This window comes from Agromyces intestinalis, from assembly GCF_008365295.1.
Classification (GTDB): Bacteria; Actinomycetota; Actinomycetes; order Actinomycetales; family Microbacteriaceae; genus Agromyces; species Agromyces intestinalis.
In genome coordinates this window covers 2,538,606-2,563,549 of the sequence record NZ_CP043505.1, presented here as the reverse complement: position 1 = coordinate 2,563,549, position 24,944 = coordinate 2,538,606, and the positions used below count along the sequence as shown (strand labels likewise).

The 24,944-nt window shown below is 71.2% G+C and carries 19 protein-coding genes and 1 pseudogene; 11 read left to right on the top strand and 9 right to left on the bottom strand.

Annotation, left to right across the window (positions count from 1 at the left end):
* Nucleotides 1–34 precede the first annotated feature (34 nt).
* A pseudogene (locus FLP10_RS11655) lies at nucleotides 35–1,285 on the bottom strand (MDR family MFS transporter); the annotation flags it as partial.
* A gap of 73 nt (nucleotides 1,286–1,358) precedes the next feature.
* Between FLP10_RS11655 and FLP10_RS11650 the strand changes: the two are divergent.
* Nucleotides 1,359–1,976 (top strand): TetR/AcrR family transcriptional regulator, encoded by a 618-nt coding sequence (locus FLP10_RS11650; RefSeq protein ID WP_149161016.1) that lies wholly within the window; start codon nucleotides 1,359–1,361, stop codon nucleotides 1,974–1,976.
* 277 nt (nucleotides 1,977–2,253) lie between these two features.
* Here FLP10_RS11650 and metH read toward each other — a convergent pair whose 3' ends face one another.
* The 3 genes from metH to FLP10_RS11635 form a co-directional block, all read right to left on the bottom strand.
* The gene (gene metH / locus FLP10_RS11645) at nucleotides 2,254–5,895 is read right to left on the bottom strand and encodes a methionine synthase (RefSeq protein WP_149161015.1); all 3,642 of its coding nucleotides are present in this window, start codon (nucleotides 5,893–5,895) and stop codon (nucleotides 2,254–2,256) included.
* Nucleotides 5,896–5,904: 9 nt separating this feature from the next.
* Nucleotides 5,905–7,542 carry a collagen-binding domain-containing protein gene (locus FLP10_RS11640; RefSeq protein ID WP_168209186.1) on the bottom strand — a complete coding sequence of 546 codons (1,638 nt, stop codon included), beginning with the start codon at nucleotides 7,540–7,542 and terminating at the stop codon, nucleotides 5,905–5,907.
* Nucleotides 7,543–7,636: 94 nt separating this feature from the next.
* Nucleotides 7,637–8,692, bottom strand: coding sequence for a hypothetical protein (locus FLP10_RS11635; protein ID WP_149161013.1), 1,056 nt, complete (start codon nucleotides 8,690–8,692; stop codon nucleotides 7,637–7,639).
* Between the two features lie 302 nt (nucleotides 8,693–8,994).
* On the opposite strand from FLP10_RS11635, the gene FLP10_RS11630 reads away from it, so the two are divergent.
* Entirely contained in the window at nucleotides 8,995–10,713 is a 1,719-nt protein-coding gene (locus tag FLP10_RS11630) for an ABC transporter ATP-binding protein (protein ID WP_425457644.1), read from the top strand.
* Complete coding sequence (locus FLP10_RS11625; RefSeq protein WP_149161011.1) at nucleotides 10,710–12,842, top strand: ABC transporter ATP-binding protein; 2,133 nt, start codon at nucleotides 10,710–10,712, stop codon at nucleotides 12,840–12,842. The genes FLP10_RS11630 and FLP10_RS11625 overlap by 4 nt, the downstream gene beginning before the upstream one ends.
* A gap of 94 nt (nucleotides 12,843–12,936) precedes the next feature.
* Here FLP10_RS11625 and FLP10_RS11620 read toward each other — a convergent pair whose 3' ends face one another.
* A complete protein-coding gene (locus tag FLP10_RS11620) occupies nucleotides 12,937–14,115 on the bottom strand; it encodes a serine hydrolase domain-containing protein (protein ID WP_149161010.1) in 1,179 nt (392 codons plus the stop codon).
* A gap of 128 nt (nucleotides 14,116–14,243) precedes the next feature.
* Between FLP10_RS11620 and FLP10_RS11615 the strand changes: the two genes are divergently transcribed.
* The 3 genes from FLP10_RS11615 to FLP10_RS11605 are packed head-to-tail and all read left to right on the top strand — an operon-like array spanning nucleotide 14,244 to nucleotide 16,650.
* On the top strand, nucleotides 14,244–15,422 hold the full coding sequence (locus FLP10_RS11615) for an alcohol dehydrogenase catalytic domain-containing protein (RefSeq protein ID WP_149161009.1): 1,179 nt from the start codon (nucleotides 14,244–14,246) through the stop codon (nucleotides 15,420–15,422).
* Nucleotides 15,419–16,168, top strand: a complete 750-nt coding sequence (fabG, locus tag FLP10_RS11610) for a 3-oxoacyl-ACP reductase FabG (RefSeq protein ID WP_149161008.1) — start codon at nucleotides 15,419–15,421, stop codon at nucleotides 16,166–16,168. The genes FLP10_RS11615 and fabG overlap by 4 nt, the downstream gene beginning before the upstream one ends.
* Nucleotides 16,165–16,650 (top strand): MaoC family dehydratase, encoded by a 486-nt coding sequence (locus FLP10_RS11605; RefSeq protein ID WP_149161007.1) that lies wholly within the window; start codon nucleotides 16,165–16,167, stop codon nucleotides 16,648–16,650. Before fabG ends, FLP10_RS11605 begins: the two co-directional genes overlap by 4 nt.
* Nucleotides 16,651–17,025: 375 nt before the next feature.
* On the opposite strand, the gene FLP10_RS11600 is transcribed toward FLP10_RS11605, so the two are convergent.
* Nucleotides 17,026–17,496 (bottom strand): type II toxin-antitoxin system HicB family antitoxin, encoded by a 471-nt coding sequence (locus FLP10_RS11600; RefSeq protein WP_149161006.1) that lies wholly within the window; start codon nucleotides 17,494–17,496, stop codon nucleotides 17,026–17,028.
* Nucleotides 17,493–17,702 (bottom strand): type II toxin-antitoxin system HicA family toxin, encoded by a 210-nt coding sequence (locus FLP10_RS11595; RefSeq protein WP_149161005.1) that lies wholly within the window; start codon nucleotides 17,700–17,702, stop codon nucleotides 17,493–17,495. The genes FLP10_RS11600 and FLP10_RS11595 overlap by 4 nt, the downstream gene beginning before the upstream one ends.
* 201 nt (nucleotides 17,703–17,903) lie before the next feature.
* Between FLP10_RS11595 and FLP10_RS11590 the strand changes: the two genes are divergently transcribed.
* A complete protein-coding gene (locus FLP10_RS11590) occupies nucleotides 17,904–18,413 on the top strand; it encodes a hypothetical protein (protein ID WP_149161004.1) in 510 nt (169 codons plus the stop codon).
* Nucleotides 18,414–18,500: 87 nt separating this feature from the next.
* Here FLP10_RS11590 and FLP10_RS11585 read toward each other — a convergent pair whose 3' ends face one another.
* Together FLP10_RS11585 and FLP10_RS11580 are read right to left on the bottom strand one after the other, a co-directional pair.
* On the bottom strand, nucleotides 18,501–19,730 hold the full coding sequence (locus FLP10_RS11585) for an acetyl-CoA C-acetyltransferase (RefSeq protein WP_149161003.1): 1,230 nt from the start codon (nucleotides 19,728–19,730) through the stop codon (nucleotides 18,501–18,503).
* Nucleotides 19,731–19,745: 15 nt separating this feature from the next.
* The gene (locus FLP10_RS11580) at nucleotides 19,746–20,990 is read right to left on the bottom strand and encodes an acyl-CoA dehydrogenase family protein (protein ID WP_149161002.1); all 1,245 of its coding nucleotides are present in this window, start codon (nucleotides 20,988–20,990) and stop codon (nucleotides 19,746–19,748) included.
* Between the two features lie 89 nt (nucleotides 20,991–21,079).
* On the opposite strand from FLP10_RS11580, the gene FLP10_RS11575 reads away from it, so the two are divergent.
* The 4 genes from FLP10_RS11575 to FLP10_RS11560 all read left to right on the top strand — a co-directional run bounded on the left by FLP10_RS11575 (nucleotide 21,080) and on the right by FLP10_RS11560 (nucleotide 24,923).
* Nucleotides 21,080–21,787 carry a QsdR family transcriptional regulator gene (locus FLP10_RS11575; RefSeq protein WP_168209185.1) on the top strand — a complete coding sequence of 236 codons (708 nt, stop codon included), beginning with the start codon at nucleotides 21,080–21,082 and terminating at the stop codon, nucleotides 21,785–21,787.
* 36 nt (nucleotides 21,788–21,823) lie between these two features.
* Nucleotides 21,824–22,237, top strand: coding sequence for an acyl-CoA thioesterase (locus FLP10_RS11570; protein WP_149161001.1), 414 nt, complete (start codon nucleotides 21,824–21,826; stop codon nucleotides 22,235–22,237).
* A 311-nt stretch (nucleotides 22,238–22,548) separates the two neighbouring features.
* The gene (locus FLP10_RS11565) at nucleotides 22,549–23,655 is read left to right on the top strand and encodes a phosphotransferase family protein (protein ID WP_149161000.1); all 1,107 of its coding nucleotides are present in this window, start codon (nucleotides 22,549–22,551) and stop codon (nucleotides 23,653–23,655) included.
* The gene (locus FLP10_RS11560; protein ID WP_149160999.1) at nucleotides 23,655–24,923 is read left to right on the top strand and encodes an acyl-CoA dehydrogenase family protein; all 1,269 of its coding nucleotides are present in this window, start codon (nucleotides 23,655–23,657) and stop codon (nucleotides 24,921–24,923) included. Before FLP10_RS11565 ends, FLP10_RS11560 begins: the two co-directional genes overlap by 1 nt.
* Nucleotides 24,924–24,944: the final 21 nt, after the last annotated feature.

Sequence of the window (24,944 nt, the reverse complement as noted above, 5' to 3'; positions counted from 1 at the left end):
ATCCGGCGCCCATGATGCCGGCCTCGAGGATCACCGCGAGGATCGCGGTGCCGAACGCGCCGCCCAACTGCTGGGCCAGACGGGTCAGGATGCTCGCGTGCGGGACATCCGACCGATCGATCCCGACGTACGCGACCGACATCACCGGGATCATCACCGCGCCGAGTCCCACGCCGCGCACGAACAGCACGGCCAGCAGCCAGATCCCGTTCGTCGAGGCATCCGCGAGCGCGAACGGCACGGTCGCGACGGCGGTCAGCACGAACCCGCCGATCGCGACCCACCGTGCGCCGATACGGTCGGTGAGCCGGCCGGCGAGGGTGCGGCTGACGAGGGTGCCGACGCCCTGCGGAATCAGCAGCAGGCCGGCCACGAGCGCGGTCTCGCCGCGCACGTTCTGGAAGTACAGCGGCAGCAGCAGCATCGACCCGAACAGCGTCGCGCCCGAGAGGAAGAGCACGGTCGATGACGATCCGACCGCGCGGCGCGCGAACAGCCGCACGTCGACGAGCGCCGCCCCGGCGCGCCGCAGCGCGACGACCACGAACGCGACGAGCAGCACCGCACCGACGGCGAGCGGCACGACGACGTCGAACCGGCCGAACCCGCCGTCGCGGCCCGCGTTGCTGAGTCCGTAGAGCACGCCGACGAGTGCCGGGGAGAGCAGCAGCAGCCCGACCACGTCGAGCTTCGCACGCACGGTCGGCACGTCGGCCGGAAGCATCCGCCACGCCAGCAGCAACCCGACCAGGCAGAACGGCACGTTCACCCAGAACAGCCAGTGCCAGTCGAGCCAGGTGAGGATGACGCCGCCGAGCGTCGGCCCGAGGATGGGCCCGAGCGCGGCGGGCAGGCTCACGACGGCCATCAGCTTGCCGAGCTTGACCCCGGTGCCCGCGACCTGCTGCATCGCGAGGGTCGCCATCAGCGGCATCATGAGCCCGCCGCCGAGGCCCTGGAGCACCCGGAACGCGATCAGGCTGGGTGCGTCCCACGCGAGGCTGCAGAGCACGGATGCCACGAGGAAGACGGTGAGCGCGATCATCCAGAGCCGCTTGCCGCCGATGCGCGCCTGCCCCCACGCGACGACCGGGATGGTGACCGCGAGCGCGAGCAGGTACCCGGTGCTGACCCACTGGATGGTGCTCACCGGCACGTGCAGGTCGGACGCGAGGGTGTCGAGCGCGATGCTCACGATCGTGCTGTCGAAGATGACGGCGAGGCCGCCGACGACGAGCACGAGCGCGGTGACGATCGCGCGGCGTTCGGAGGTATCGGACTTCATGGGAGCTCCTGGATCGATGAGATACATGTATGTATCTAATTAGGATCGTACGCTCACGCGATAAGATACGCAAATGGATCTCAATCCGGATGCCGCTCCCGCCGCCGCGCCGGCGACCCGGCGCCGCGGCGCCGCGCTCGAACAGGCACTGCTCGACGCTGCATGGGACCAACTCGTCGAGGGCGGCTACGGCGCATTCACGTTCGAGGCGGTGGCCGAGCGCGCGGGCACGAGCCGCCCGGTGGTCTACCGGCGCTGGCCCGACAAGACCGCCCTCATCCGCGACGCGATCACCCACGGTGTCGGCACCCGACCGCTGCACCTGCCCGACACCGGGTCGCTGCGCGACGACGTCGTCGGCCTGCTGCGGTCGGCGAACGCCGAGCGCTCACAGCTCATGCCGCTGTTCAGCGTGCTGGTCGGCGCGTACTACGCCGACTCAGGCACCACCCTCGCCGATCTGCGCGAGCGGATTCTGCGCGACCGCGGGCCCGGCGGCACCCGGCGACTGCTCGAGCGCGCGGCTGCTCGCGGCGAGGTCGACCTCGCGCGGCTGCCCGATCGGGTCGCCGAACTGCCGTTCGACCTGTTCCGCCACCAGATGATGATGACCATGCGCCCACTCGACGACACCGACATCGAGGGCATCGTCGACGAGGTCTTCATGCCGTTGGTGCAACTCTCCCGTTAGCGGCACCGCCCCGCCCCTGCGGCCTCCCCCACGCCACCCGACCGCACGCTCATCCGCCCGGCCCGACCCGACCCGCCCGCCCGCCCGCCCGACCGACCCGCCCGCCCGACCCGCCGCAACGCCCGCCGAGTGTTTCCGATCGCGCCGAGCGTGGCCGTTCCAACGGAAACGCTCGGCGCGATCGGAAACGCTCGCGAGGGGGGCCGGGCGGGCCGGGGTGCGGCGCGGCGCGCGGAGGGGGGTGCAGAGTGCGGCCGGAGCCGGCGTCGCGACCCGCTCAGACCGAGAAGTACTTCGCCTCGGGGTGGTGGAACACGAACGCGTCGGTCGACTGCTCGGGGTGCAGCTGCAGCTCGTCGCTGAGCTCGACGCCCATGCGCTCGGGGCGCAGCAGCTCGACGACCTTGCGGCGGTCCTCCATGTCGGGGCACGCGGGGTAGCCGAGCGAGAACCGCGCGCCGCGATACTCGAGCTTGAACAGGCCCGCGGTGTCGGCCGGGTCTTCGTCGGCGAAGCCCAACTCGGAGCGGATGCGCGCGTGCCAGAACTCGGCGAGCGCCTCGGTGAGCTGCATGACGAGCCCGTTCAGCTCGTAGTAGTCGCGGTAGCGGTTCTCGGCGAACATCTTCGCGGTGAACCCGTCGATCTTCGCGCCGGCGGTGACGAGCTGCACGGGCAGCACATCGACCGCGCCCGACTCGCGCGAGCGCACGAAGTCGGCCAAGCACAGGTGCCGGTCGCGGCGCTGCCGCGGGAAGTGGAAGCGCAGGCGGTCGGCGCCGAGGTCGCCGGGCGCCGAAGAACCGCCGTCGGGTGCGAGCAGGCCCGGCAGGCCCAGCACTCCGGAAGGGTCGTCGCCGTGGTGGAGCACGACCACGTCGTCGCGCTCGGAGACGACCGGGAAGTACCCGTAGGCGACCGAGGCATCCAACATGCCCTCTGCGAGGATCCGATCGAGCCAGTACCGCAGCCGCGGCCGCCCCTCGCGCTCGACGAGTTCGTCGTAGGATGCCCCGTCGGCGCCGCGCCCGGGCTTCAGCCCCCACTGCCCCATGAACGTCGCACGCTCGTCGAGGTACGCGGCGAAGTCGGCGAGCGCGATGCCGCGCACGACGCGCGTTCCCCAGAACGGCGGAGCCGGAACGACGTTGTCGCGTGCGACATCCGACCTGGTGGGCATGGCCGCCGGCTCGGTCAGGGTGAGCTTCGCTCCCTGCGCGTGGATGCGCTTCTTCAGCGGCGGCAGCCCGACCTCGTCGGGCGCGGCGCCGCGCGCGACCTTGACGAGCGGTTCCATCAGCGCGAGCCCCTCGAACGCGTCGCGCGCGTAGCGTACCTCGCCGTCGAAGATCGAGGCGAGGTCGTCTTCGACGTAGGTGCGGGTGAGGGCTGCGCCGCCGAGAATGATCGGCCAGCGCTTCGCCAGCCCGCGCGAATTCAGCTCCTCGAGGTTCTCTTTCATGACGACGGTCGACTTCACGAGCAGACCGCTCATGCCGATGACATCGGCGCCGTGCGCTTCTGCCGCGGCGATGATGTCGGAGATGGGCTGCTTGATGCCGAGGTTGACGACCTTGTACCCGTTGTTCGTGAGGATGATGTCGACGAGGTTCTTGCCGATGTCGTGCACATCGCCGCGGACGGTGGCGATCACCATGGTGCCCTTGCCGGATGCCTCCTGCTTCTCCATGTGCGGTTCGAGCAGCGCGACCGCGGCCTTCATCGTCTCGGCCGACTGCAGCACGAACGGCAGCTGCATCTCGCCCGAGCCGAACCGCTCGCCGACCACCTTCATGCCGGCCAGCAGGTGCACGTTGATGATGTCGAGGGCGCTGAGCCCGCCCGCCATCGCGAGGTCGAGGTCGGCCTCGAGCCCTTTCTGCTCGCCGTCGATGATGCGGCGCTCGAGGCGCTCGCCGACGGGCAGGGCGGCGAGCTCGGCGGCGCGCTGGTCGCGCAGTGCCGCCGTGTCGACGCCGGCGAACAGGTCGAGCATGCGGGCGAGCGGGTCGTACGTCAGGTTGCCGTCGTCGTCGTAGCGGCGGCGGTCCCACACCAGGTCGAGCGCGACTTCGCGCTGCTCGGCGTCGACTGACGCCAGCGGCACGATCTTCGCGGCGTCCACGATCGCCGAGTCGAGGCCGGCCTCGACGGCCTCGTGCAGGAACACCGAGTTCAGCACGCTGCGGGCGGCCGGGTTGAGGCCGAACGACACGTTCGAGACGCCGAGCGTCGTGTGGATGCCGGGATAGCGGCGAGTGATCTCGCGAATGGCCTCGATCGTCTCGATCGCGTCGCGGCGGGTCTCTTCCTGACCCGTCGCGATCGGGAAGGTCAGGCAGTCGACGATGATGTCGCTGACCTTGAGGCCCCATTCGCCGACGAGCGAGTCGACGAGCCGTGACGCGATCGCGACCTTTCCTTCGGTGGTGCGGGCCTGCCCCTGCTCGTCGATCGTGAGCGCGATGACCGCGGTGCCGTGCTCTTTCACGAGCGGCATGATGCGACCGAACCGGCTCGCCGCGGCATCCCCGTCTTCGTAGTTGACCGAGTTGATCACCGGACGCCCGCCGATGAGCTCGAGGCCGGCCTGGATGACGGCCGGCTCGGTCGAGTCGATCACGAGCGGCAGCGTCGACGCGCTCGCGAACCGCGAGACGACCTCGCGGATGTCGGCGACGCCGTCACGGCCCACGTAGTCGACGCACACGTCGAGCAGGTGCGCGCCGACCCGGATCTGATTGCGGGCGATCTCGACGCACTCGTCCCAGTTCTCGGCGAGCATCGCCTCGCGGAACGCCTTCGACCCGTTGGCGTTCGTGCGCTCGCCGATCGCCAGGTACGAGGCGTCCTGATCGAAGGGCACGTGCTGATAGAGGGATGCCACGCCGGGCTCGGGCTGGGCATGCCGGGATGCCGGGGTCGAGGCATCCGACCCGCGCAGCCGCTCCACCACGGCGGCGAGGTGCTCGGGCGTGGTGCCGCAGCATCCGCCGACCAGGCCCAACCCGAACTCGCGCACGAACTGCTCGTGCGCGGTCGCGAGTTCGGCGGGCGTGAGGGGGTAGTGCGCGCCGTCGGCGCCGAGCACCGGGAGCCCGGCGTTGGGCATGCACGCGACGGGCACGGGCGAGTGCTTCGACAGGTGCCGCAGATGCTCGCTCATCTCGGCGGGGCCGGTCGCGCAGTTGAGGCCGATCGCGTCGACGCCGAGGGGCTCGAGCGCGGTGAGCGCGGCGCCGATCTCGCTGCCCATGAGCATGGTTCCGGTGGTCTCGACGGTCACCTCGACGAGGATGGGCAGTCGGATGCCGCGGTGCACGATCGCCTGCTTGCAGCCGTTGACCGCGGCCTTGGTCTGCAGCAGGTCTTGGCTCGTCTCGATGAGGAATGCGTCGGCGCCGCCGTCGATGAGCCCCTCGGCCTGCTCGGCGAAGGTCTGCTTCAGGTGCGCGTAGGTGGTGTGCCCGAGGCTCGGCAGCTTGGTGCCCGGGCCCATCGAGCCGAGCACCCAGCGGATGCGGCCGTCGTCGTGTTCGAGCGCCTCGACGCGCTCGCGGGCGATGCGGGCGCCCGCCTCGGCGAGTTCGTGGATGCGGTCGTCGATGCCGTAGTCGGAGAGGTTCGACCAGTTCGCGCCGAACGTGTTCGTCTCGATCGCGTCGACGCCGACCGCGAGGTACGCATCGTGGATGCTGCCGACCACGTCGGGCCGCGTGACGTTCAGCACCTCGTTGCAGCCCTCGTGGCCCTCGAAGTCGGCCTCGATGGAGAGGTCGTGCTGTTGCAGCATCGTGCCCATCGCACCGTCGGCGATGACCACCCGGCTCTGCAGTGCGTCGAGCAGCGCCTGCGCCCGCTCGGGGCGGGGCACGCCGTCGATGTCGAGGGCGAAGCGGACGGCGGTGGCGGATGTCACGCGGGGATTCTAGCGGCGGCCACCGACCGCGGTGCCGGGCCGGCCCGCTCGCGCCGCGCGGCGCCGCTCGCCCATGGTCGCGAGCGCGGCCCCGGCGACCAGCAGCACAGCGATCAGGGCGAGGGATGCTCCGGGAGCGACGCCGGTGGCCGGCAGCCCGCCCGGTTCGATCGGGGCCGGCGGTTCGGGTGGAACCGGCGGCGTCGGCGGGGGCGTCGGCGTCGGGGTCGGCGGGGGCGTCGGCGTCAGCGTGTTGACGATCGTGCAGACGGCGTCGTCGCCCGCCTCGAGCGTGACCGACGTCGACGTGAAGGCGGTGGCGCCGACGCACACCCACCCCGATGGGGCGTATCCGGCCGGGCCGGATTCGGAGAGCAGGTACGTGCCCGGGTCGACGATCGCGTCGGTCACGGTGTCGTCGCCGGTCGCACCCGTGATCGTGATCGTGTCGCCCTCGGCGGTGAGCTGCCAGTCGCCCTGGCTCGCCGTACCGCCGACGACCTCCTTCACGAGAGTGAGCTCGGCCTGCTCGGCGAAGGTCGTGCAGCTCAGTTCGGCAGCGAACGGGAAGTCGTGGATCTCACGAGGAGTCCCGGTCGCCGGCTCCCCGCCGTGCGTGAACGCCGCCGCGATGATGTTGCCCTCGATGTTCTGGGTGACCTCCCAGTGCAGGTCCGCGCGCGGCGCGTAGATCGTGCCCTCGAGCGAATCGCCGCCGGTCACGGTGATGGCCGTGGCATCCGCGAAATTCCACAGGATGTAGGGCGCCGCCGCCGAACCCGATCCGGGCATGTTCGGCGTCGTGACCGAGACCTCTGTGCCCGTGACGTTCACCAGCAGCGGCGTCGTGGCCGTCGGCACGTCGTCGAAGACCATCTCGCTGAGCGCATCCCAGTCGTCGCCGCTGATGGTCAGCACGTTCGTCTGCCCCTCGACGAGTTGCACGTGCCCGCGCGCGCCGGCCGGAATCGGCGACGGCAACGAGACGCCCTGGTCGTCGAGCAGCTGGATGGTGGCCGGGCAGGCGGCGAGATCGGTCGACAGCGTGCGATAGAGCTCGAAGGCGGCGGGGATGTCGATGAGCCCGGGCGGCACGGGCGTCGCGATCGACTCGGCGGACTGCGGGACGACGCCCTCCATGCGCGGCAGCGAATCGGCGGGCGTGCCCGCCGGCGTCACCTGCCACCCCGGGGGAACCTGGTAGGCACTGTAGGTCGAGGTGTCGCCGATCTTGGCGTAGCCGCCGTTCAGCACCCGCAGGATGTTGCCGCCCGCCTGGCTGAAGTCCATGCCGCCGGCCACGTAGGCGTAGACATACGCCCCGTCGGGGTCGCCCGGCGCGACGAAGGTGGGCGACGGGTTGCCGGACGCACCGATGTTGTAGCCGGTGCCGAACCCGAGGTCGCCGCCGACCGCGATGGTGCCCTCGGCCTCGTCGGCGCCGAGGAACGCGTCGCCCTCGATGAACGCGAGGAAGCCGCTGTTCGCCGGGTGCCCGTCGAGGTCGACCCGCACCGGATTCACGGGCTCGACATCGGCGGCGGCGGGCGGCGCGCCCGCCGTCGCGCCGGTCGCGAGCAGTCCCGCCGCAAGCGCAGCGACTGCGCCGAGCCCGATCCGTCGAGTGCGTTCTGGCCGTTCCCCCATCTCCTCACCTTGCGCGACGGGGGCCGCGAGGTCAACCGCTCGCGGACATCGGATCCCCGAGGCATCCGCCCGAAGCATCCACCCGAGACATCGCTCAGGCCGGCACGACCGACCCCGGCCAGCAGCGGTACTCGAGCGCATTGTCGAAGGCGGCGACCGACTCGTTCTGCGATCCGGGGCGGTGCCGCCACCACAGGTCGGCGCCGCCCTCCAGCTGGAAGTCGAACCGCAGCAGCGTCGTGAGGATCATCGACACCCCGCGTCGGCGCAGGTCCGCGAAATCGGCGTCGAACCGCAGGATCGGACCCCAGCCGAGGAACTCGTTCACGTTCGCCTGCCCCACCGGGTTCGCGTTCTCGAGGAAGATCAGCGAGTCGTGCAGGGCGGAGGCCGCGAGCGACTCGCCCGAGCTCAGCGTCAGGTTCGCCTCGAACCGGCGCCAGAGCTTCGACCACTTGTCGTCGGCGTGCCAGATGGGGTGGTACTGGTCGGTCCACCCCGACAGCCAGCCGCCGGTGCGCAGCTCGGGCCGCACCTCGAAGGTGCGCTTGGGCATGCGCGGGTACCGGTCGGGGCTGAGGATGAACGTCATCGCGATGCCGACCGACCCGGTCATCAGGTCGTCGCCGGCGTAGCGGATGTGCCCCCAGATGCGGGAGCGGTCGCCGCTGTCGATGTCGACGAAGAGGCTGTTCGCGGGTGCGGTCACGCCCCAGCTCGTCTCGGCCCACCAGAGCTCGCCAGCCCCCGCCGGCTGGGTGAGCGCGCCGACATGCGCGCCGCCGATCAGGTCGAGGTCGTCGAAGGTCACGAGGTGCGGGGGCGCCGGGAAGGCGACGAGGTCGTCGAGGTCGAAGCCGCGCGCAGGGTCGATCACGCCGCCGAGGCCCTTGACCTCGTCGAACGCGGTCTCGAACGCCTCGGAGTGCTCGCGGGCGCGATCGGACAGGCCGGGGATGAGTTCGGTGAACGCGTCGCGCGTCAGTCGGTTGAGCTCGCGCCTCGAGCGCTCGACGCGCAGGTCGGCCTCGCTCGGCGCGGGCGCGGCGAGCCCGCGGGCTCCGATCCGCTCGGCGACGCCGCGCTCGGCGTCGGTGAGTGTCAGACGTTCGTTGCGGGATGCCCCGCCGGTGCCGTCTTCGATGCGCATGAGGCGCCCCTCTCCCTGGTCGGGTCCGTCGGGGCCGGGTCGTGCGGCCCGGTCGGCACCATGTTCCGCCTGCGCGGCGGTCGGCTGCCACGGTGCCAGCACTGATTCGGGACGGACGGCACTGCGGCCGGGCTCCGATCGGATGTCTCGGGCGAGGGAATGCGGGCCCGACCTGCGTGTTCGCCGACCGCGTACCGCGGTTCGAGGCCCCCGGCGTGACGATGTCGGAGGCCCCGTCCAGAATGGACGAGTGCCCGCCGACGGGCACCCGTCTCGGAGATCTCCTCGTGCTCATCAAGCTCATGGCGCGCTACCTGAAGCCCTACTGGCTGCTTCTCGTGGGCGTGCTCGTCTTCCAATTCCTGTCCGCGCTCGCCAGCCTCTACCTGCCGAGTCTCAACGCCGACATCGTCGACAAAGGCGTCTCGCAAGGAGACACCGCCTTCATCTGGTCGACGGGGTCGTTCATGCTCGCGATCTCACTCGGGCAGATCCTCTGCTCGATCATCGCGACGTACTTCGCCGCCAAGGCCGCGATGCGGCTCGGCCGCGACATCCGCAACGACGTCTTCGAACGCGTGTCGGGCTTCTCCGAGCGCGAGGTGAGCACGTTCGGCCCCGGCTCGCTCATCACCCGCAACACCAACGACGTGCAGCAGGTGCAGATGCTCACGATGATGGCGGCGACGTTCCTCGTGACCGCGCCGCTGCTCGCCATCGGCGGCATCATCCTCGCCCTGCGCCAAGACGTCGGCCTGAGCTGGATCATCGCGGTCGCGGTGCCCACGCTGCTCATCGTCGCGGGCCTCATCATCAGCCGCATGGTGCCGCTGTTCCGCAGCTTCCAGGGCAAGCTCGACGGCGTCAACCGCATCATGCGCGAGCAGCTCACCGGCATCCGGGTCATCCGTGCCTTCGTGCGCGAGCCCATCGAAGAGGCGCGGTTCCGCGACGCGAACACCGACATCATGATCGTCGGTCGCAAGATCGGCTCGCTGTTCGTGCTGCTGTTCCCGCTCGTCATGCTGGTGCTCAACGTCACCATCATCGGCGTCATCTGGTTCGGTGCGATCCGCATCGACGCCGGCGACATGCAGATCGGCACGCTGTTCGCGTTCATGCAGTACGTCATGACGATCCTGTCGGGCGTGCTCATGGCGAGCTTCATGACGATGATGATCCCGCGTGCAGCGGTTTCGGCCGGCCGCATCGGCGAGGTGCTCGCGACCGACACATCGCTCGCACGCCCCGCCGACGCGGTCACCGACTTCCCCGAGCCGGGCGCGGTCGAATTCCGCGGCGCGACGTTCACGTACCCCGGTGCCGAGCACCCGGTGCTCTCGCAGATCACCTTCCGGGCCGAGCCCGGTGAGACGGTCGCGGTCGTGGGGTCGACGGGCGCCGGCAAGACGACGCTCGTCTCGCTGATCCCGCGGCTGTTCGACGTCACCGGCGGCGAGGTGCTCGTGAACGGCGTCGACGTGCGCCGCGCCGACCTCGATGCGCTGTGGCAGAGCATCGGGCTCGTGCCGCAGCGACCGTTCCTGTTCGCCGGCACCGTCGCGTCGAACCTCCGCTTCGGCCGGGAAGACGCGACCGACGACGAACTCTGGCGGGCGCTCGAGATCGCCCAGGGGCGCGACTTCGTCGAAGAGATGGAGGGCCGGCTCGACGCGCGCATCGCGCAGGGCGGCACGAACGTGTCGGGCGGGCAGCGGCAGCGACTCGCGATCGCACGCGCGATCGTGCACCGGCCGAAGATCCTGGTCTTCGACGACTCGTTCTCGGCGCTCGACCTCACGACCGACGCGCGGCTGCGCCAGGCGCTCTGGAACGAGCTGCCCGAGGTGACGAAGGTGGTCGTCGCACAGCGCGTGTCGACCATCACCGACGCCGACCGCATCATCGTGCTCGACGACGGCGGCATGGTCGGCATCGGCACGCACGACGAGCTGCTCGAAACGTGCCAGACCTACCGCGAGATCGTCGAATCCCAGCTCGGAGTGGAGGCCGCGCGATGAGCGGGCGCAAGGAATTGAAGGCGGAGAAGGCCGGCGAGATCGTCGGCGAAGCCGCCGCACCGGCGGTCGCGCAGACCGAAGAGGAGCGGCTCGAACTCGAGCTCGCCGAGCAGGCCCGCCTGTCGGCCGACGACTGGAGCGGTGCGGTCGCGCCCGGCAAGGCGCAGGACTTCCCGAAGGCGTTCCGCCGCATGCTCGGGCTGCTGAAGCCGTGGGCGTTCGGGTTCGCGTTCGTGTCGCTGCTCGGCGCGATCGGCGTCGTGCTGACCGTGGCCGCGCCCAAGATCCTCGGCGAGGCGACGAACATCATCTTCGCCGGGTTCATCGGCGCGCAGCTGCCGCCCGAGCTCACCACCGAGCAGGCCGTCGAGATGCTGCGCGCCTCGGGCCAGGGCGACATCGCGAACATCGTCGCGGCAGCCGGCGCGGTGCCCGGCGAGGGCGTCGACTTCGTGCGGCTCAGCCAGGTGCTGATCCTCGTGATGTTCCTCTACCTCGCCGCATCGGTGCTCACCTGGCTGCAGGGCTACGTCATCAACGTCATCATGGTGCGGGCGATGTGGCGGCTGCGCGACCAGGTCGAGGCGAAGATCAACCGTCTGCCGCTCAGCTACTTCGACCGGGTGCAGCGCGGCGAGCTGATCTCGCGTGTGACGAACGACATCGACAACATCACCCAGACGATGCAGCAGTCGCTGTCGGGCGCGCTCACCGCGGTGCTCACGGTCGTCGGCGTGCTCATCATGATGTTCTCGATCTCGTGGCAGCTCTCGCTCGTGGCGCTCGTCACCCTGCCGCTCATGGCCGTCATCTTCGGCGTCATCGGGCCGAAGTCGCAGAAGGCGTTCGGCATCCAGTGGCGCAAGGTCGGCCGTCTGAACGCGCGCGTCGAGGAGTCGTTCTCGGGCCACGCGCTCGTGAAGGTCTTCGGTCGCGAGCGGTCGTCGCTCGAGGCGTTCCGCGCCGAGAACGACGAGCTGTACGAGGCATCCTTCAAGGCGCAGTTCCTGTCGAACATCATGATGCCCGCGATGATGTTCATCGGAAACCTGACCTACGTCGGCATCGCCGTGATCGGCGGGCTCATGGTCGCGACCGGTCAGCTGCGGCTCGGCGACGTGCAGGCGTTCATCCAGTACTCGCAGCAGTTCACGCAGCCCCTGTCCGAACTCGGCGGCATGATGGCCGTCGTGCAGTCGGGCACCGCGTCGGCCGAGCGCGTCTTCGACCTGCTCGACCAGGACGAGCAGGAGGCCGACGACGCCGACGCCCCGGCGCCCGCCGACGGCGACGGCACGATCGAGTTCGAGCACGTCGCGTTCTCGTACTCGCCCGAGCACCCGCTGATCCGCGACCTGTCGTTCCGGGTCGAACCCGGGCAGACGGTCGCCATCGTCGGGCCGACGGGTGCTGGCAAGACGACGCTGGTGAACCTGCTGATGCGGTTCTACGAGCTCGACGGCGGGCGCATCCTCGTGAACGGTCAGGACATCGCGGCACTCACCCGCCACGATGTGCGGGCGCGCACCGGCATGGTGCTGCAGGATCCGTGGCTGTTCGCCGGCTCGATCCGCGAGAACATCCGCTACGGCCGCGACGACGCCACCGACGACGAGATCATCGAGGCGGCGAAGGCGACCTATGTCGACCGGTTCGTGCATTCGCTGCCCGACGGCTACGACACGGTGCTCGACGAGGACGCCTCGAACATCTCGGCCGGCGAGAAGCAGCTGATCACGATCGCCCGCGCGTTCGTGTCGCAGCCGTCGGTGCTGATTCTCGACGAGGCGACGAGTTCGGTCGACACCCGCACCGAGCTGCTGCTGCAGCACGCGATGGCCGCGCTGCGCGAGGGTCGCACGTCGTTCGTCATCGCGCACCGGCTCTCGACGATCCGCGACGCCGATCTCATCCTCGTGATGGAGCACGGCGACATCGTCGAGCAGGGCACGCACGACGAGCTGATCACCGCGCAGGGTGCGTACTTCCGCCTCTACAACTCGCAGTTCGAGCAGGCCGCCACCGACCTCGATGCCGAGGCGGCGCTCGCAGGCGGTCAGGGTGCGACCGGCGACGAGGGTGCATCGGGTGACGAGGGTGCGACCGAACCGGAGTCGGCGCGCGTCTGACGCCCTGTTCCCCGCTGAAGGCACCGTGTTCAGTCCGAGGCACGCCAGGCGGTGCCTCCGTCTGAACACGGTGCCTCGGTTGCGAGTGCGCGGCTCAAAGCGCGGCGTACACCGCCCGCGTGTACGCGTCCGACCGCTCCGAGCCGATGATTCCCGGAGACATCCGGTTCATCACGTAGGCGAAGGTGACGCCGCGGTCGGCGTCGGCGATCACGATCGAACCGCCCCACCCGCCCCAGAACGCGACCCGGCCCTCGGGGATCGCGGGCGTCGAGACGGGATTCGACACCGCCCACCCGAGCGCGAACCTCAGCGGGATGCCGAGCACGAGGTCGATGCCGTCGGTGTGCTCGGCGAACACCCGCTCGACGGTCTCGGGCGCGACGATGCGACGGCCGCCGGCCTCGCCTCGGCCGGCGAGCACCGAGTTCAACCGGGCGACCGAACGGGCGTTGCCCTGCCCGCCGGCGCCGCCGATGCCGGCCGTGCGCCACTCGGAGGTCCAGGTGAGCTCGGCACTCAGGATCGGGCCGGTGAAGGTGCGGAACGCGGGCGAGTCGGGCGGCACCGCGCCGAGATCGAGGGTGCCGGCGGGCGGAACGACGTCGCTCACCCGGTGATGCTCCGACTCGGGCAGGCCGAGCCAGAAGTCGGCGCCCAGCGGCTCGGCGAGCTCCTCCCGCACGAAGTCGCCGAGCGCCCGCCCGTCGACCCGCCGCACGAGTTCGCCGACGAGGTGCCCGTAGTCGAGCAGGTGGTAGCCCGACATCGCGCCCGCGGGCCACCAGCTCGGCTGGGCGGCGAGTCGCGCAGCCGCCGCCGGCTGGTCGTACAGGTCGGCCGGCGCGATGGGCTGCGCCCACCCCGAGACGCCCGACGTGTGCATGAGCACGTGCTTGACCAGCACGCCCTCCTTGCCGGCGGCGGCGAACTCGGGCCAGTACTGCGCGACGGGCCGGTCGGGGTCGAGTTGCCCGCGGTCGATGAGCACGAGCGCGGCGAGCGCGCTCACCGTCTTCGAGATCGACCACACGTTGGTGAGCGTGTCGCGCTGCCACGGCCGGGTACGGTTCGCGTCGGCGAAGCCGCCCCAGAGGTCGACGACGAGGTCGTCGCCCACGAATACGGCGACGGATGCTCCGAGCTCGTCGCCGTTCGCGAGCCGGTGGGCGAACTCGTCGCGGAGGGCGGCGAACTCGGGCGCGCAGGTGCCGGCGGGTTCGGGGGCGGGGCTGCTCGCGGTGCGGTCGCGTTCGGTGGTGGTGTTCGTCATGGGTGCTCCTCAGCGTCGTCGGTGGGAGGCTCGTCGCGCTCGGCGCGAGAGTTGACTCAACATACCGCGCGGTCGGTATGCTTGTCATCTTGCGCACGATTCGTGCGACAACTCGACGAGGAGGCGAGATGCGCATCACCGGAGCCGTGCTCGAACGCTCGGGCGCCGAGGCGCCGTTCGCGGTGAGCCGCCCGTTCACGGTCGGTGAGCTCGAACTCGACCCGCCGGGCCCCGGCGAGGTGCTCGTGCGCATCGAGGCCGCCGGCGTCTGCCACTCCGACCTCAGCGTCGTCGACGGCAACCGCGTGCGACCGACGCCGATGCTGCTCGGCCACGAGGCCGCGGGCATCGTCGAACAGATCGGCGCCGGCGTCGACGATCTCGCGGTCGGCACGCGCGTGGTGATGACGTTCCTCCCCCGGTGCGGCGAGTGCGACGGCTGCCGCACCGACGGACGCCTGCCGTGCGATGTCGGCACGGCGGCGAACACCGCGGGCACGCTGGTCGGCGGCGGCATCCGGCTGCGACGCGACGCGGGCGAGCCCGGCGAACGCGCCCAGCCCGTGCACCACCACCTCGGCGTCAGCGCGTTCGCCACGCACGCGGTCGTGAGCCGCACCTCGATCGTGCCGGTCGAGGCCGACGTGCCCGCCGACGTCGCCGCGCTGCTGGGCTGCGCGGTGCTCACGGGCGGCGGCGCGGTCGTGAACGCCGGCCGACCCGCACCCGGCGACCGCGTCATCGTGGTCGGCCTCGGCGGCGTCGGCATGGCGGCCTTGCTCGTCGCGATCGCGCTCGGCCACGAGGTCGTCGGCGTCGACGCCGTGCCCGCCAAGCTCGACCTCGCACGCGGCTTCGGAGCATCCGATGCGCTGCTGCCGCAGGACGCGACCGACCGAGGCCTGCGCGCTCCCGTCGTGATCGAGGCCGCCGGGTCGGCGCGCGCGTTCGAGACCGCGTTCGCGCTCACGGCGCCGGGCGGTACGACCGTGACCGTCGGCCTGCCGGCACCCGGGGCGAGGGCGTCGGTCTCACCGCTCGCCCTCACCGCCGAGGCGCGAACCGTGATCGGCAGCTACCTGGGCTCCGCGGTGCCGAGCCGAGACATCCCGCGCTACGTCGACCTGTGGCGAGCCGGCCGGTTGCCGCTCGAACGGCTGGTGTCGTCGCGCATCCGCCTCGACGAGATCGACGCCGCGATGGACCGACTCGCCGCCGGCGACGAACTGCGCCAGCTCATCGACCTCGAGGCATCCGCTTCGCCCGACCGCCCCACCACCCCCGCAACCGAGAGGACCACCGCATGACCCGCACCGCCATCGTCACCGGAGCCGCCCGCGGCATCGGCGCCGCGACCGCACGCCGACTCGCCGCCGACGGGCACGCCGTCGCCGTCGTCGACCTGCTCGAAGACCAGGCCGCCGCGACCGCGGCCTCGATCGAGGCCGACGGCGGTCGCGCGATCGCGGTCGGGGCGGACGTCTCCGACGCCGACGCCGTCGCATCCGCCGTCGCCCGCGTGACCGACGAGCTCGGCGCGCCGACGATCCTCGTGAACAACGCCGGGATCCTGCGCGACAACCTGCTGTTCAAGATGAGCGAGGCCGACTGGGACGCGGTGCTGAACGTGCACCTGCGCGGCGCGTTCCTCATGTCGCGCGCGGTGCAGGCGCACCAGGTCGAGGCTGGGTGGGGGCGCATCGTCAACCTGTCGTCGACGTCGGCGCTCGGCAACCGCGGGCAGGCGAACTACGCCGCTGCGAAGGCCGGCATGCAGGGCTTCACGAAGACCCTCGCGATCGAACTCGGCCGGTACGGCGTCACCGCGAACGCGGTCGCACCCGGGTTCATCGAGACCGATATGACGCGCGCGACCGCCGAACGCGTCGGCGTGCCGTTCGAGGACTTCCTCGCGGCCGCGGCGCGCGAGATCCCCGTCGGGCGCGCCGGGCAGCCCGAGGACATCGCCGCCGCCGTCTCGTTCTTCGCCTCCGAAGAGACCGGGTTCGTGTCGGGCCAGGTGCTCTACGTGGCGGGTGGGCCGCGCGCATGAGCACCGCACCCGACGCGCGCACCGCGCCCGCCCGCTTCGCTTCGCCCGCCGACCTGCTCGGCGCCGCCGGAACCGCGCTCGGACCCGGCGACTGGTTCGCGATCGACCAGGCGCGCATCGACGCGTTCGCCGACGCGACCGACGACCACCAGTGGATCCACGTCGACGTCGAGCGGGCCGCCGCCGGTCCGTTCGGCGCGCCCATCGCACACGGGTTCCTCACGCTCTCACTGCTCACCGCGCTCGCCGGGCCCCTGCTCGCCGTCGACGGCGTCGCGATGGGGGTGAACTACGGGTTCGAGAAGGTGCGATTCTTGCAGCCGGTCACGGTCGGCTCGCGCGTGCGCGCGGTCGGCTCGATCGCGTCGGCCGAGCAGACCGGCACCGGCATCCGTGTCGTCCAAGACCTCGCGATCGAGATCGAGGGCGCAGGCCGCCCCGCCCTCGTCGCCCAGTGGGTGACGCTGATCGTGCCGGGCTGAGCGTCGACCGTTGCGACGAACACGAATGGATGCCTCGGGCGCGACGCCCGAGGCATCCATTCTGTTGCTCGCGGCCTCGTCAACCCGCCGAGCAGGCCGCTTCCCGTGATCACGTACGCATTCCAGACCGGAACCGGGTCGAAGTGATTCAGGTCTTCGCGTGTGCTGAAGACCGACGTGGGGAACAGGACACCGGCTCCGAGCAGCCATCCGCCGATCAGGGCTCCCGGTGCGATCAGGCTCAAGACGAGGATCACGCCCATGCGTCGATCCGATCGGCGCTGCGCGATGTCGATCTCATCTGCTTCCTCTCGTCCCGCGCGTCACTCCCGGGCGGGCGCGGTCAGCCATCAACAGTCGCCGCCGAGAGCACTCCTACGACGGCGACGTGACTCGTGCAGCGGTCGGCCCGTTGATGGCGCGCTTGCCTCGATTCACCCGGTTCTGAACCTTCGGGTTCACGCCCTTCGACCCGAGGATCTGAGAGACACGGCCTGGCGACATCTTGAGCACGCCGGCGATGTCGCGCACCGAGTAGCCGGCTGCTGCCAGCTTCGCCGCGGTCGTAGCCGTTGCGGCATTGAGGTCACGCTGCCGGCGTTCGGCAGCATCACGAGCTTCGCCGAGCTCGGCGGCGCGGGTGAACTCGGCGTCGACGCCGACGTAGACGTAGTGCAGGTCAGGGCGTTCGTCGTCGTCAGCAGCATCGGTGACGAGCGCGATGACCTCGTGCACAGCCTCGTCGAGGGCGGTGAGGTTGCGCGCGTAGGTGTGGGCTCCGTCGAGGTCGATGACGTCTGCGATCCACGCGTCGCCCTCGCGGGTCACTTCGACCGTGTAGCTCATCGGAGCCATCCCTTCCCGAGCACCGGTTCGAGGTCTCGTTCGATCTTGCGGAGGAGCCCGGTCGGGATATCGCCGGTGTGCTGTGGGACCGTGGTGTGCCCAACGACACCGTCGACCTCGACCCGGTAGAAGCGGTGCGATCCCTTCTGGCGGAGCACCGCGCCACCGCGGACCTCGATCGCCCGGTTCACCTCGCGTGCCTTCACAGTCTAAGTTTAGTTCCTAAACAGCGCAAGTGTCCAGACGCTAAACACCTTGGCTCGGGAGGCCGTTCCCGCATTTCGCCTCCCTCGTCTCGTGCGTTCGTCTGATCATGTCCGGAACCAGCGAGATCGATATGCTCACGTCCAGATGCACGCCGAACACGAGAAGAGTGTGACGCAGATTCCACGAACCGAGCGGCAGGGATGAGCCGACATCGACGACGATTCCGTATCGCGACGGGAATCCTCGCCGCGGGGTGTTGCGCGTTCTACCTGGGATTCGCCGCCGTGCTCTTCGTCAACCAGCGCGTGGCCGAGGCTGAACACATCACCGCAGACGGCTGGTTCGCCACGCCGATCGCCCTCGACCCCGACCTGATGAACACCGCGCTCGTCGTCGTCGCGATGGTCGCGCCGCCGTTGATCTGGTTCTTCGGGTGGCTCGCCGCGCTGGCGCGCACCAACCTCCGACCCGCCGGGATCCTCTGTTGGATGGTCGCGGTGAGCGCAGCACTCGCCGGCGCCCTCGCCACGTCGCCCGTCGTCTTCGTCGTCTTGCACATCGTGTCAACGGTGATCGCGGTCGTCGTCGCGATCCTGCTCGTCCTGTCCGTGACCGGCATGGTCCGCGACATTACGGCATTGCGAGCAGAGGATGCACTGAGCCGCCCATCGGATTCGGACGGGACGCCGGGTCGCGTGCGTTGGCCGTAGGCCCCGCGGAATCCGCGTCTCATCACGAGCAACAGCACGGATGCCTCGAGCGCGAAGCACGAGGCATCCATCTGTGTAGAGCGCAAATCAGACCCGCTCGACCACCATCGCCATGCCCTGGCCGCCGCCGACGCACATGGTCTCGAGGCCGTACCGGCCGCCGGTCGCGGCGAGGCCGTTCAGCAGCGTCGAGGTGATGCGCGCGCCCGTCATGCCGAACGGATGCCCCACCGCGATCGCCCCGCCGTGCACGTTCAGCCGCTCGGGGTCGATGCCGAGCTCGCGTGCCGACGGGATCACCTGGGCCGCGAACGCCTCGTTCAGCTCGACGAGGTCGATGTCGTCGATCGACAGGCCGGCGCGGGTGAGCGCCTGCCGCGAGGCATCCACTGGGCCGAGGCCCATGATCTCGGGCGAGAGCGCCGAGACGCCCGTCGAGACGATGCGCGCGAGCGGCTGCAGGCCGAGCTCGTCGACAATGCGCTCGGACACCACGACCACGGCCGCCGCGCCGTCGTTGAGCGGGCAGCAGTTGCCCGCCGTCACGGTTCCGTCGGCGCGGAACACCGGGTCGAGCCCGGCGAGCGCCTCGACCGTGACCCCGGCGCGGGGGCCGTCGTCGGCGTCGACCACCCGCCCGTCGGGCAGCGTGACGGGCGTGATCTCGCGCGCCCAGAACCCGGAGGCGATCGCGCGCTCGGCGCGCTGCTGGCTGCGTGCGGCGAACTCGTCCTGCTCGGCGCGGGTCACGCCCATCAGCTCGGCGACGTTCTCGGCGGTCTGGCCCATCGCGATGTACGGGTCGGGCAGCGCGCCGTCGTCGCGCGGGTCGCGCCACGGGCGAGCGGATGCCTCACCCCCGGCCCGTGCGTCGGTGCGCGCCCACGACTCCGCGAACCTCGGGTTGCGCACATCGACGCCGGGCGTGACATCCGCCGCGCCGCGGTCGTAGTGCGTGACCGACTCGACCCCGGCCGAGACGAACACGTCGCCCTCGCCGGCCTTGATCGCGTGGAACGCCATGCGCGTGGTCTGCAGGCTCGACGAGCAGTACCGGTTCACGGTCGTGCCGGGCACGCCGTCGAGCTCGAGCAGCACGGCCACGATGCGGGCGAGGTTGTTGCCCTGCTCGCCCGCGGGCTGACCGCAGCCGATGAGCAGGTCCTCGACGCGGGCGGGGTCGAGCCCCGGCACCGCGGCGAGCGCGGCGGCGACCATCTGCGCGGCGAGGTCGTCGGGTCGCAGATCGACGAGCGACCCTTTGCGGGCGCGCCCGATCGGCGAACGGGCGGTGGCGACGATGAAGGCTTCGGTCATGCGTGTCATCCCCGATCAGTGGAACGCCGCGATGCCGGTGATGGCCCGGCCGACGATGAGGGTGTTCATGTCGTAGGTGCCCTCGAACGTGTACACCGCTTCGGCGTCGGCGAAGAAGCGGGCGACGCCGTGGTCGAGCTGGATCCCGTTGCCGCCGACGAGCTCGCGGCAGCGGGCGACGACCTCGCGCATCTTCTTCGTGACGTACGCCTTCGCCATGGCCGAGTGGTGGTCCTTCTGCTCGTCCTCGTCGAGCATCTCGCTGACGCGCACGCACATCGCGATCGACGCGGTGATGTCGCCGATCGACTCGGCGAGCTTCTGCTGCACGAGCTGGAACGATGCGATCGGCTTGCCGAACTGCACGCGCTCCTTCGCGTAGGCGAGCGCCGCCTCGTAGGCGCCGACGGCGACGCCGACGGCCTGCCACGCGACGCCCTCGCGGGTGAGGCGCAGCACGACCGCGAGGTCGCGGAATCCGTTGATCGCCTGGAGCCGGTCGGACTCGGGCACGATCACGCCGTCGAGCACGATGTCGGCGTTCTGCACGCCGCGCAGCGACTGCTTGCGCTCGATCTTCGTGGCGGTGAAGCCGGCTGCGGGCTGGCGCACGAGGAATCCCTTGACCTGGTCGTCGGCGGTGTCGCGCGCCCAGATCACGACGACGTCGGCGAACGTCGCGTTGCCGATCCAGCGCTTGGCGCCGTTCAGCACCCACTCGTCGCTGCCGTCGGCGGCGGTGCGCCGGGTGGCGGTCGTCTCGAGGCCGCGCGCGGTGTCGGAGCCGTGCCCGGGCTCGGTGAGCCCGAAGGCGCCGATCAGCTCGCCGCGGGCCATCGGCTCCAGCCACTCGGCTTTCTGCTCGGGCGAGCCGCCGACGGCGATGGAGTTCATCGCGAGCCCCGAGTGCACGCCGACGAACGTCGCGCACGACGGGTCGATGCGCGAGATCTCGAGCGCGACCCAGCCGCGGTAGACGGCGCTGTTCGCGAAGTGGCGCACCTCGGGCAGGGCCGAGCCGAACATGCCGAGCTCGGCGAAGCCGGGGATGAGGTGCCGCGGGCTCTCGGCGCGCTCCCACAGGTCGTCGGCGTGCGGGCGCACCTCGCGCTCGAAGAACGCGCGGATGTCGGCGATCGACGCCTGCTCGGCGGGCGTCAGCTTCTGCTGGAAGCGGTAGAAGTCGGCGTCGAGCAGGGCGGCCGGCTCGCCGACGGCCTCGTCGGGGCCGTCGAGGGGGGTGGTGATGGTGAGGGTCATGGGGTCTCCGATCGTCGGTGATCACAGGCAGTATGCAACATTTTCTAGAATGTTGCATCATTCGGATGCCACGGGGGTACGATTCCCGCATGCCCTCCACGTCCTCCACCGCGACGGTCGAGCCCGGTGCATCCGGCGCATCCGGCGCATCCGGAGCATCCGCGACGCCCTCCCGCCCGCCGATCGCGACGGTCGGCCTCGAGTCCGCGCCCTCGTGGCTGAGCGAGCGCCTCGAGACGCACGCCGACGCACGCCGGGCGTTCGACGAGGCCCGCGAGACCTTCATCGCGGGCCGCCGCATCGACATGGGTGCGCTCGCGACCTCGCTCGGCGTCGATCGCACGTCGCTGTTCCGCTGGGTGGGCAACCGCGACGCACTGCTCAGCGAGGTGCTGTGGTCGCTGGCCATGCCGACCCTCGCACAGGCCGAGGAGGCCGGCGACGAAGCCGGACTCGCGGGCGCCGAGCGGGTCGCCGCGATCCTCACCCACTTCGTCGCCGACCTGAACCGGGCCGACTACTTCCGCCAGTTCCTGCGACGCGAGCCCGCGCGGGCGCTGCGGCTGCTCACCACGAAGGAGAGCGAGATCCAGCGCCGCTACCTCGCGACCGCCGAGTGGCTCGTGCGGCGCGACCTCGGCGAGACGCCGCTCGGCGGCGCGATCGACCCGGCGTCGCTCGCGTACCTGCTCGTGCGGGTGTCGGAGTCGTTCACCTACGCCGACCTCATCACCGGCGACCAGCCCAGCGCCGAGCGCGCACGGGTCGCGTTCCGCGTGCTGCTGCGGGCCGACTGAACCCCTGCCCCGATCCCGACCCGAACGGATGCCCCGATGACGCGCTGGCCCGACCGCCACCCCTTCCCGACCCGCTGGAACGACAACGACCAGTACGGGCACGTCAACAACGTCGTCTACTACGCCGCGATGGACACGGCCGTGAACGCGTGGATGATCCGCCACGGCGGGCTCGACCCGCACGGTGACGGGCCGATCGCGGTCGTGAAGGCGTCGTCGTGCGAGTACCACGCGTCGGCCTCGTACCCAGAAGAGCTCGAGGTCGGCATCGGCGTGGGCCGGCTCGGGCGCACCAGCGTCACCTGGTCGCTCGGGATCCTCCGGCCGGGTTCGGATGCCCCGATCGCCGAGGGCTCGTTCGTGCACGTGTTCGTCGGGGCCGACGACCGGCGGCCGGTGGACATCCCGGCGGGCGTGCGCGCCGCGATCGAGGCGCGGCTCGGCGCCTGAGCCGCGTGCCGGCCCCGCCGACCGGTGCCGACCGGTGCCGACCGCGCCGACCGCGTGCGCGGCGTAGGAAATTCGCAGCGACACGCCGATCGCCCGCCGGCATCCTCGGCGAGTCGCCGGGAATCTCCTACGCCGCGCACGCGGTCAGGCCGGCACAGTCGGTTTCCGGCGGTCGCGGTACATACCGACCGCGCGGTATGCTGTCGAGGTGCGGCGAACGCCGGGCTCCGATCGGATGCCTCGCGCCGACGCCGGCACCACCTGATGACGAACGGCGCGCAGCGCCGCGAGACGACGAGAGGCGGTCGAGGATGACCGACGTCCCTGGCCTGGACACCGCGGGGCTGACCCGCTGGATCGCGGCGGAGCATCCCGAGCTCGTGGCGGGCGACGACCCCGCCACTCCGCTCACCGCGACCCTCATCGCCGGCGGGCGCAGCAACCTCACCTACCGCGTCGACGGCGCCGCGCGGCCGCTCGTGCTGCGCCGTCCGCCGCTCGGGCACGTGCTCTCGAGCGCGCACGACATGTTCCGCGAGCACCGGGTGATCGACGCGCTCCGGGACTCGGCGGTGCCGGTGCCCGACGCGATCGACGTCGTCGACGACACCGCCGACGCGCGCGTGACCGGCACGCCGTTCTTCCTGATGGAGCGCGTCGAGGGTGTCGTGCTGAACGACCGCCGGCACAACGCCGGCCGCCCGCCCGCCGCGCTGCACCGACTCGGCCTCGAACTCGCCGAGGTGCTCGCCGAGCTGCACTCGGTCGATCCCGATCGGGTCGGCCTCGACGGGTTCGGCCGCGGCGACGGCTACCTCGACCGGCAGCTCGCGACCTGGCGGCGCCAGTACGACGCCAGCCGGTCGCGCGAGCTGCCCGCGCTCGACGAACTGCAGCACCGGCTCGGCGAGCGCCGCCCTGAGGCATCCGTCTCGACCCTCGTGCACGGCGACTACCGCCTCGACAACGCGATCGTCGCCGGGCCGGTCGAGGCGCCGCGGATCGCGGCGATCCTCGACTGGGAGATGGCGACGATCGGCGACCCGCTCGTCGACCTCGGCATGCTCGGCCTCTACTGGACCATCGCCGATCTGCCGGGCGGCTCCGGCATCGCGCCGAGCTCGGTCGACCCGGTGGCCGGCTACCCGTCGTTCGACGAGCTCGTCGACGCGTACGCGGCCCGGCTCGGCCGACGCGCACCCGACCTGGCGTGGTACCGGGCGTTCGCGGCGTACAAGCTCGCGGTGATCCTCGAGGGCATCCACTTCCGGTTCCAGGCCGGCGGCACCGTCGGCGACGGCTTCGACCGCATCGGCGAGCTGGTCGAACCGCTCACACGCGAGGGGCTGGCGTGGGCGACGAGGCGCGCAGCCACCGCGCCGGCAGCCGCCGCGGCCTCGGCCGGAGGCATCCGCTGATGGATTTCGCACTCGACTCCCGCACCGCCGCCCTGCGCGACGAGGTGCGCGCCTTCGTGCGCGACGAGGCGATCCCCGCCGAGGCGGTGCTCGACGCCCAGCTCGCCGCGACGCCCGACGAGTGGCGCTTCCGCCCGATCGTCGACGACCTGCGCACCGCCGCCCGCGACCGCGGGCTCTGGAATCTGTTCCTGCCCGGCGAGCGCGGCGCGGGCCTCACGAACCTGCAGTACGCGCCCCTCGCCGAGGAGACCGGCTGGAGCCCGCGCCTCGCGCCGGTCGCGTTCAACTGCGCGGCCCCCGACACCGGCAACATGGAGCTGCTCGCCGAGTTCGGCACGCCCGCGCAGCAGGCCGAGTGGCTCGACCCGCTGCTCGACGCGCGCATCCGCTCGGCGTTCTGCATGACCGAGCCCGAGGTCGCCTCATCGGATGCCACGAACATCGCGACCCGCATCCGCCGCGACGGCGACCACTACGTGGTCACCGGTCGCAAGTGGTGGTCGACGGGTGCGATGAACCCGGATGCGCGGTTGCTCATCGTGATGGGCAAGACCGATCCGGATGCTCCGCGCCACCGCCGGCAGTCGATGATCCTGGTGCCGCGGGACGCTCCCGGGGTGCGGGTCGTGCGGCCGCTCACCGTGTTCGGCTACGACGACCGCGACCACGGCGGGCATGCCGAGATCGTGTTCGACGACGTGCGCGTGCCCGCCGCGAACCTGTTGGGCGGCGAGGGCGAGGGGTTCGCGATCGCGCAAGCGCGGCTCGGGCCGGGGCGCATCCACCACTGCATGCGCGCGATCGGCATGGCCGAGCGGGCGCTCGCGCTCGTCGGCGACCGGGCGCGTGAGCGCGTGGCGTTCGGGGTGCCGCTGGCCGAGCAGGGCGTCGTGCGCGAGTGGGTCGCCGAGGCGCGCGTCGAGATCGAGGCGCTGCGACTGCTCGTGCTGAAGACCGCATGGCTCATGGACACCGTCGGCAACCGACGGGCGATGACCGAGATCCAGGCGATCAAGATCGCCGTGCCCCGTGCGGTGCAGCGCATCGTCGACCGGGCCATCCAGGTGTTCGGCGCGGCGGGGCTGAGCGCCGACCAGCCGCTGGCCGAGCTCTACGCCGGCGCGCGTGCGCTGCGCCTCGCCGACGGCCCCGACGAGGTGCACCTCGCCTCGCTCGGGCGGGCCGAACTGCGGCATGCCGACCCCCGGCGTGCCGACCCCCGGCATGCCGACCTCCGGCATGCCGACCACGCCGCGGGCGAGTGACCCCGGCCCGAGGCATCCGAC

What these genes read in the sequence shown, in the direction of transcription:
- FLP10_RS11650 (WP_149161016.1), top strand. Translation starts at nt 1,359, where the DNA reads ATGGATCTCAATCCGGATGCCGCTCCCGCCGCCGCGCCGGCGACCCGG.
- FLP10_RS11640 (WP_168209186.1), bottom strand. Translation starts at nt 7,542, where the DNA reads ATGGGGGAACGGCCAGAACGCACTCGACGGATCGGGCTCGGCGCAGTC.
- FLP10_RS11635 (WP_149161013.1), bottom strand. Translation starts at nt 8,692, where the DNA reads ATGCGCATCGAAGACGGCACCGGCGGGGCATCCCGCAACGAACGTCTG.
- FLP10_RS11630 (WP_425457644.1), top strand. Translation starts at nt 8,995, where the DNA reads ATGGCGCGCTACCTGAAGCCCTACTGGCTGCTTCTCGTGGGCGTGCTC.
- FLP10_RS11625 (WP_149161011.1), top strand. Translation starts at nt 10,710, where the DNA reads ATGAGCGGGCGCAAGGAATTGAAGGCGGAGAAGGCCGGCGAGATCGTC.
- FLP10_RS11620 (WP_149161010.1), bottom strand. Translation starts at nt 14,115, where the DNA reads ATGACGAACACCACCACCGAACGCGACCGCACCGCGAGCAGCCCCGCC.
- FLP10_RS11615 (WP_149161009.1), top strand. Translation starts at nt 14,244, where the DNA reads ATGCGCATCACCGGAGCCGTGCTCGAACGCTCGGGCGCCGAGGCGCCG.
- fabG (WP_149161008.1), top strand. Translation starts at nt 15,419, where the DNA reads ATGACCCGCACCGCCATCGTCACCGGAGCCGCCCGCGGCATCGGCGCC.
- FLP10_RS11605 (WP_149161007.1), top strand. Translation starts at nt 16,165, where the DNA reads ATGAGCACCGCACCCGACGCGCGCACCGCGCCCGCCCGCTTCGCTTCG.
- FLP10_RS11600 (WP_149161006.1), bottom strand. Translation starts at nt 17,496, where the DNA reads ATGAGCTACACGGTCGAAGTGACCCGCGAGGGCGACGCGTGGATCGCA.
- FLP10_RS11590 (WP_149161004.1), top strand. Translation starts at nt 17,904, where the DNA reads ATGAGCCGACATCGACGACGATTCCGTATCGCGACGGGAATCCTCGCC.
- FLP10_RS11585 (WP_149161003.1), bottom strand. Translation starts at nt 19,730, where the DNA reads ATGACCGAAGCCTTCATCGTCGCCACCGCCCGTTCGCCGATCGGGCGC.
- FLP10_RS11580 (WP_149161002.1), bottom strand. Translation starts at nt 20,990, where the DNA reads ATGACCCTCACCATCACCACCCCCCTCGACGGCCCCGACGAGGCCGTC.
- FLP10_RS11575 (WP_168209185.1), top strand. Translation starts at nt 21,080, where the DNA reads ATGCCCTCCACGTCCTCCACCGCGACGGTCGAGCCCGGTGCATCCGGC.
- FLP10_RS11570 (WP_149161001.1), top strand. Translation starts at nt 21,824, where the DNA reads ATGACGCGCTGGCCCGACCGCCACCCCTTCCCGACCCGCTGGAACGAC.
- FLP10_RS11565 (WP_149161000.1), top strand. Translation starts at nt 22,549, where the DNA reads ATGACCGACGTCCCTGGCCTGGACACCGCGGGGCTGACCCGCTGGATC.
- FLP10_RS11560 (WP_149160999.1), top strand. Translation starts at nt 23,655, where the DNA reads ATGGATTTCGCACTCGACTCCCGCACCGCCGCCCTGCGCGACGAGGTG.